The following is a 6665-nucleotide window of genomic DNA, read 5'->3' as shown; positions in this document are numbered from 1 at the left end:
GGGCACCACTCCAGGTTACATGAGTGGGGGTGCCCTTTCTGGGTACCCTTGAATTTTGCCACTAACAATACATGTGCATTGGTGCAAGATGTGAGTTTAACCTTATTATTAGCACCGACTGCCACGTACCACAATAACTGTGCGATCGCTGTTTTGGGAAATAACAGCGGGAATATTGCCATTGACTACTTGCTGCAAGATTCCGGCGCGACTGGCTCCCAAGACGATCGCATCACTACCGTCCTGCCTAGCGTAGTTCAATACCGCTTCAGGAATGGAACTAGTATAGATCGGGACTGTCGTAATCGCGCCATGCAGATATGGATCGAGGAAATCAGCCGCGCGATCGAGTGTACTGAGGTCTGGTTGCCGATCCGCCGGATCGAATACTTGACAGAGGCTCACTAGCGGCTTGTGGCTCAGGGTCGTCAGTGCTGGGAGGAGTTCGATCGCCAATTGAACATTTGGCCCGCCCGCCAGTGGTACCAGCCAACGATCGAATTGAGTTCGACCATTACATTTGACCAGTACCAACTCACAATTTGCTTGTTGAATCACTGGATCGACCAACCGACTAAAAATCCATTCTGTGGGCACTCTACTACTGCCGCGCCAACCCATTAATGCGAGGTTAATATGCTGGTAATCGATCGTCTGGAGCACGGCAGCACAGATGTCATGAGCGACCCGAATTTGGGTATGGACGGGTACTTTCCAGACCAATCCCAGGTTTTTAGCCTGTCGGAGTAGTCGTTCGCCTGTGACTGTCCTGACGGTGGCTTCTGTCAACGATCGATGTGGGGGGACGACAATTACGTGCAAGACCTCGATCTCATAATCGCGATCGCGCGCAATTGCTACCGCCATTTGCATCAGCATTTTGGCAGTTTGAGGATTACTCAGCAGCACGAGCAATCGTCCCCGTCCGATTTCTGGGGCGCGAGTTTGATAGATAATATGAGATGTTGCGGTTTTCGCCCCAATCGGATTTTCCTTGCCATTGAGATATGCGGCTTCGATCCGAATGATATCGCTACGGGTGATGATGCCGACAAGCTTGCTTCCAGCAACGATCGGTAGGCTGCGGAGGCGATACCGATCGAGTAAGTGCAGGATATGTGCCAGTGTATCTTCGGGAATGGCGGTTACAGGGGAGGGAGTCATCACATCGGCAACTAACAGGCGTTCGTTCGTTCCTGGTGGCAACCGATTTACCATGTCCTGCTGCGACAAGATCCCGACTAATTTACCATCTGCCATCACGGGGAAGGTGCGGTGGGAAGATTGCGAAAATACCTGCAAGGCATCATCCAAGGTCAGATCGCTGGCAATAGTTTCTACTCGCCGTTGCATCACCTGCGTCGCCGTTAATTCTGCCCAGGGTTCTGGCGATCGAGTGGTATCCGCTAGATGAATACCATTAGCTTCTAGCAATCGATCGTACAGCGATCCTGCGTCTAGCTTTTCAGCTACTAAATTAGCTGTAACCACCCCAATCATCAGCGGTAACACCAGATTAAAATCGCTAGTCATCTCGAACACCAGAATTACTGCCGTAATTGGCACCCGCGAAACAGCACAGAAAAAAGCTGCCATCCCCACAAAGGCATAGGTACTAGGCGATCCCGTCAACAATACCTGGTGTCCTAAAGTCCCCACCAAATATCCCAGCGCAGATCCCAGCGTCATCGAGGGAATCAGCAGCCCCCCAGGTGCCCCAGAGCCAGTCACAAAGATAATTAACGCGAATTTGACCCAAAACACGATCGCGACTAACTGCCAGTCCGCCTCACCACTGAGCAATAGATGTCTCAACCCAGCATTATCCCGAAACACGGTGGGTAGAGTTGCCAGCGCAATTCCCGTCACTAATCCAGCTAGCCCAACCCGCCACGGCAAAGCTACATGAAAAAACCGTCGATAAAATCCTAAACTCAGCAGTATGCCCCGATTAAATAAAACTCCCAACCCTCCAGCCAAAATTCCCAACAGTAAATAAAAGGGAATCTCTGGCACCGAAAAACTATTGTGGATGATATTACTCAGGTGTGCCTCAAAATTCAGATTCCAACTCCGAGAACCACCGATCCGGGCGACGGCTGAAGCCACAAAAGAGGCTAAAATTGCCGTACCCAAGGTAATCCCCGTGACATCTTGGAGCAATTCTTCGACTACAAATAACACTCCCGCGATCGGCGCATTAAATGCCGCTGCTACTCCCGCCCCTGCTCCCGCTGCAATTAGTTGTCGCCGCCGTTCGGGGGAAGTCGGAAACCAGTCGCTGAATTGATTGGCTAATGCCGCACCAATTTGGACTGTGGGGCCTTCCCGTCCGAGTGGAAACCCTGCTGCCAATATTAATGTGGCACTGAGCCATTTCACCGCAGCCAACCGCAGTGTCATGGGCATCGGTACCCGTGCCAATACTGCTTTGACCTCTGACATGCCGCTCCCACTAGAGCCAGGCGCAACATATCCCGCCAACCATCCGGCTATTACTCCAGCAATTAAGCCGATCGTCGGTAGGGCTATATACGCAGGAACCAGACGGGCTGCTTGTTGTCGCCATCCCCCCAGTAGGCTGACGCTTTCGCCCAACGCCATTGCCGCTAATCCCGCGACTAACCCGATCGCGCAAGCCTCCAATGCAGCTAGTCGTTTGGGGCGCAACAGTAATTGTAAGAGGCGGTTGTAGAGAATTTTTCCGGTGGCGATCGTCATGATGGCGGATTTTCAGGGATAGTCACATTTAACATCTGTTCTGGTTTAGACAATTGATGCCAGTTATACTTTTAAGCTTAGCGGGGAAAAATCTTTCTTGACCATTACACGTCAGTTCGCCTGTCGAATTAGGTCGAGCGTTCGTTGCCGATCGATCGTTTGCCCTTGTTGGCGGAATAATTCTGCCCCGCGATTTAGATCGGCGATGCCCCCCTGTTTATCACCGATAGCTAGTTTAACTACGCCCCGATTGCAGTAAGTTTCCCCATCTTGAGGATCGATCTCAATTGCCCGTTCGCGCAGCGTTCCCTTTGGGAAATCGAAGTCAGCAATTGCGCCCTGGTTATTTCCTAGCTCAAATCTAGCTACGCCCCGATTGTAATAGATGAGTGCATCTTGAAGCGCGGTTGCAAAGCGGTTTTGCAAGTGAATCGCCTGACTATAATCGGCAATAACCCCCTGTTTGTCGCCCAAGCCAAATTTCGCCACACCTCGATCGAGATAAGCTCTCGCATATCGAGGATCGAGCTTAATTGCTCGTTCGCGCAGCGTTCCCTTTGGGAAATTGAAGTCTCTGATTGCGCCTTGACGATCGCCGCTTTGGTACTTAGCAATACCTCGATCGTGATAAATTTTTGCAGCACCTGCCGATTTGAAGACAGAGCGGCTAGATGATGCTGTAGCTGGATTGATGGATGCTAACGGAATGGAGCAGAATGTCAGGAGTAGAGTCAGTAGCGGGAGAACGGCGGAGGCTTTCATTTGGGAGAGTTGACAAGTGATTCGATCTGGAATTTTGGGTTGACTCGATCTAATCTAATTGACAGGATCGCTCGTCGATTTTATGGCTGTTGCCGTTGGTGGTTCGTCAGGTTTACCAAAAGCGATCTGCAACAAAGGTGGTGCCATCAATGTAGTAAAAATCACCATAATAATAATTGCAGCTTGTAATGGTTTATCGATCGCCCCACTTGCAGCACCAATTCCGGCAAATACCAGCCCCACTTCACCGCGCGGGATCATCCCTGCACCGATCGCCAAGCGATTGATGCCAGGTTGACCGAATACGACCCAGCCAGTGACTACCTTACCCACGATCGCCACTACAATCAGAAATCCCGCAATCACTAATCCCGCTCGGTTACTCTCGATCGCTGGATTTAATCCACTTAAATCGGCTCTTGCACCCACCGTCACAAAAAAGATCGGCACAAATAGATCGGCGATCGGTTTAATTAATTCATCCAATTCGTTCCGCGCATCGGTTTCATCTAACACCAAGCCAGCCGCAAATGCCCCCAAAATTGCTTCCAAGTGCAGCGCGTTAGCTAAAAATGCCATCATAAAGGCAAAGACGATCGCTGTCGTAATAATATTCCCGCGAGTTTTGAGTCGATCGACGATCGTCACAAAACTGCGATTGAAAAAGCCCCCAATCAGAACCGAACCTACTAAAAAAACTGTGGCACTAATAATCAGGTAGATGACATTCATCGCATCGATCGAGCCAGTTTTCGCAAGCCCAGCAACCACCGCCAGCACGATAATCCCCAAGACATCATCAATAATAGCTGCACCGAGAATAATTTGTCCTTCGCTCGATTTTAGTTGCCCTAGTTCTGACAAAACTTTAGACGTAATCCCAATACTGGTTGCCGTGAGTGCTGCACCAGCAAACACCGCCGGAATCGCCGATACATTAAATAACAGCATCAAGCCACCCGTACCTAGTACAAACGGCACCAACACACCCGTACAAGCAACGACGGCGGCTTGGGCACCGACTTGTTTGAGTTGGCGTAGATCTGATTCCAAGCCAATTTCAAACAAGAGGATAATTACACCTAGTTCGGCTAACACCGATATCACTTCACTCTGAGCTGCAAATACTCGATCTAAGACAACGGGATCTAGGGGATTAACGAACTGCAATAATTGCATGACGATCGAACTAGATCCGTCCAATCCACTATCGGGGAAAACCAACAAGTGGAGGGCTGAGATACCCACTACTAGCCCTGCGACTAATTCCCCCAACACGGAGGATAAATTCAAGTATTTGGCAATCTCTGAACCGATTTTACTGGCAAGATAAATTACTACTAAACTCAGTAGCACCCCATTTAAGATTGCTGGGGCAAGATCGGCATTTGTAGTTGCCAATAATGGTAAGAGTGATGATAAAAATAATGGTGTCTCTAGTGAGAAATAATCGATCGATCCGGTGAAACTCATATAACAAGGTGATTGCTGTAATTAAAAAAATAAAAATTTGTTATTGCTAAATTAAGAGTAGAGGCAATTTGCAAATTACTTTCTCTCTTAATTGCAAGCACGTTTTGTTTTCATCCATCGACCGTACCTGTTAGTTAGTTGAATTAGTCGATCGAGGGGTTTGGCGATTGTCATTCAAAACTGGCCAGTTCAATTTACTCAATTTTTCTAGAGGTTTGACATCAGTAACCTGATTATTTTTGAGATAGAGCCAGCGCAATTCACCCAAACTTGCTAATGGCTTAACATCGACGATCTTATTATTACTCAGATCGAGCCAAGTCAAGTCAGTCAATTCCGACAATGGTTGGACGCTGCTAATTCTATTGCCAGCTAGGGACAATCCATTTAATTCAGTTAGGTATTTTAATGGGTTAATATTGCCGATCTGATTGTTATTCAGATAAAGTATTTGCAAATCGATCGAATTACCCAATGGTGCGATATCAGCGACCTTATTCTGATTGAGATTGAGTGAATTTAAGTTAATCAAATTTGATAATGGTCTAATATTACCGATCTGATTATTACTAGCGCGGAGCCAATTCAAGTTACTCAATCCGGCTAGGGGCTGGATGTCGGTAATTCTATTGGTATCCAGAGATAGCCCCTTTAATTGAAGCAAACTTGCTAACGGTGTGATATTTCTAATCTGATTATCTCTGAGATAGACCGTATTCAAATTACGCAAACTTTTTAATGGTTTGAGATCTGTAATTTGATTGCGATCTAGATTGAGCCATTTCAGATTAATCAGACTTGCTAACGGGGTGAGATCTGTAATTTGATTATTACGGAGGGATAGGAATCTCAAGCTCAATAAACTTGCTAACGGTTGGACATCGCTGATTTGATTTTTGACAATGGTTAGTTGCCTTAAATTCCTCAGTTTGATATCAGCTAGCCGACAGTCTTGGGTCGATGCTTTGACTAGCAATACATCGATCGTGCGTTGAGTTTCGACTGGCAAAGTTTTTCGCTGCTGGCACCACTGCATAAAAGTTTTACTGACAGTTAGGATCTGTCGTCTTCTAGCTGCGGCGGCTGGTAACATCTGCAATGATAATGCAAATATACTGATGGTCGCGACAATTTTTTTGATGTGTTTGCTAGAATTTACGGTGAAATTCATTTGAGATTAGCTCGTAAATTATTGAAAATGAATGGACAGATTCGATCCAGATCGTGAGATCGGATTATTTCAGAGCCGCTCTTCCTAAACGAAGATGTTTTTGACTGAGTGATTTTAGCAATCGATCGAGTAATTCTGGTCTTTTGGACAAATCTAATCCTTTAAACTGGTGCAGGTTCTGAAGTTGTGCTGCTAAAATCGAGGTCAGTTTTTGGGTATCGATCGCTTCTCTCACTGACTCTGTGAAAGTTAAAGATTGATATAGAGCGTGAATTTTAGCTGTCACTGCTGCGGAACTAAAATTACCTTGTACCCATTTGCGTCCAGCGATACCGTAAGTTTCCCACTGTACAGGCGCATTAAATACATCCTCGATCGCTGCTGTCAATGCTACGGAATCTCGCGGCGGGATTAGCATTCCCGTACCCCGATGAACAACTGTGTGTTTTAAACCCCCGACACTACTAGCAATAACTGGAGTACCTGCGGCCATCGCTTCAAGCGCAACCAAACCAAAAGGCTCGTAATAGCTGGGGAT

General features: G+C 47.2%; 5 protein-coding genes. All 5 read right to left on the bottom strand.

What is annotated here, in order from left to right:
* Positions 1-108: 108 nt before the first annotated feature.
* Positions 109-2721, bottom strand: coding sequence for a chloride channel protein (locus tag ACEW9J_RS05370; protein WP_373544108.1), 2613 nt, complete (start codon positions 2719-2721; stop codon positions 109-111).
* A gap of 111 nt (positions 2722-2832) precedes the next feature.
* A complete protein-coding gene (locus tag ACEW9J_RS05365; protein ID WP_373544107.1) occupies positions 2833-3483 on the bottom strand; it encodes a tetratricopeptide repeat protein in 651 nt (216 codons plus the stop codon).
* A 54-nt stretch (positions 3484-3537) separates the two neighbouring features.
* A complete protein-coding gene (locus ACEW9J_RS05360) occupies positions 3538-4956 on the bottom strand; it encodes a cation:proton antiporter (protein ID WP_373544106.1) in 1419 nt (472 codons plus the stop codon).
* Between the two features lie 130 nt (positions 4957-5086).
* The gene (locus ACEW9J_RS05355; protein WP_373544105.1) at positions 5087-6127 is read right to left on the bottom strand and encodes a leucine-rich repeat domain-containing protein; all 1041 of its coding nucleotides are present in this window, start codon (positions 6125-6127) and stop codon (positions 5087-5089) included.
* A 64-nt stretch (positions 6128-6191) separates the two neighbouring features.
* The coding region (locus ACEW9J_RS05350) for a glycosyltransferase (protein WP_373544104.1) at positions 6192-6665 on the bottom strand (474 nt) is incomplete at its 5' end.

It is taken from the genome of Chamaesiphon sp. (genome assembly GCF_041737865.1).
Classification (GTDB): Bacteria; Cyanobacteriota; Cyanobacteriia; order Cyanobacteriales; family Chamaesiphonaceae; genus Chamaesiphon.
The sequence above is the reverse complement of the archived record's forward strand: the minus strand, read 5'-3'. Positions and strand labels throughout refer to the sequence as shown.

Bases quoted from the DNA above. Each gene is read 5' to 3' on its own strand.
- ACEW9J_RS05355 (WP_373544105.1), bottom strand. From the start codon at position 6,127: ATGAATTTCACCGTAAATTCTAGCAAACACATCAAAAAAATTGTCGCG.
- ACEW9J_RS05365 (WP_373544107.1), bottom strand. From the start codon at position 3,483: ATGAAAGCCTCCGCCGTTCTCCCGCTACTGACTCTACTCCTGACATTC.
- ACEW9J_RS05360 (WP_373544106.1), bottom strand. From the start codon at position 4,956: ATGAGTTTCACCGGATCGATCGATTATTTCTCACTAGAGACACCATTA.
- ACEW9J_RS05370 (WP_373544108.1), bottom strand. From the start codon at position 2,721: ATGACGATCGCCACCGGAAAAATTCTCTACAACCGCCTCTTACAATTA.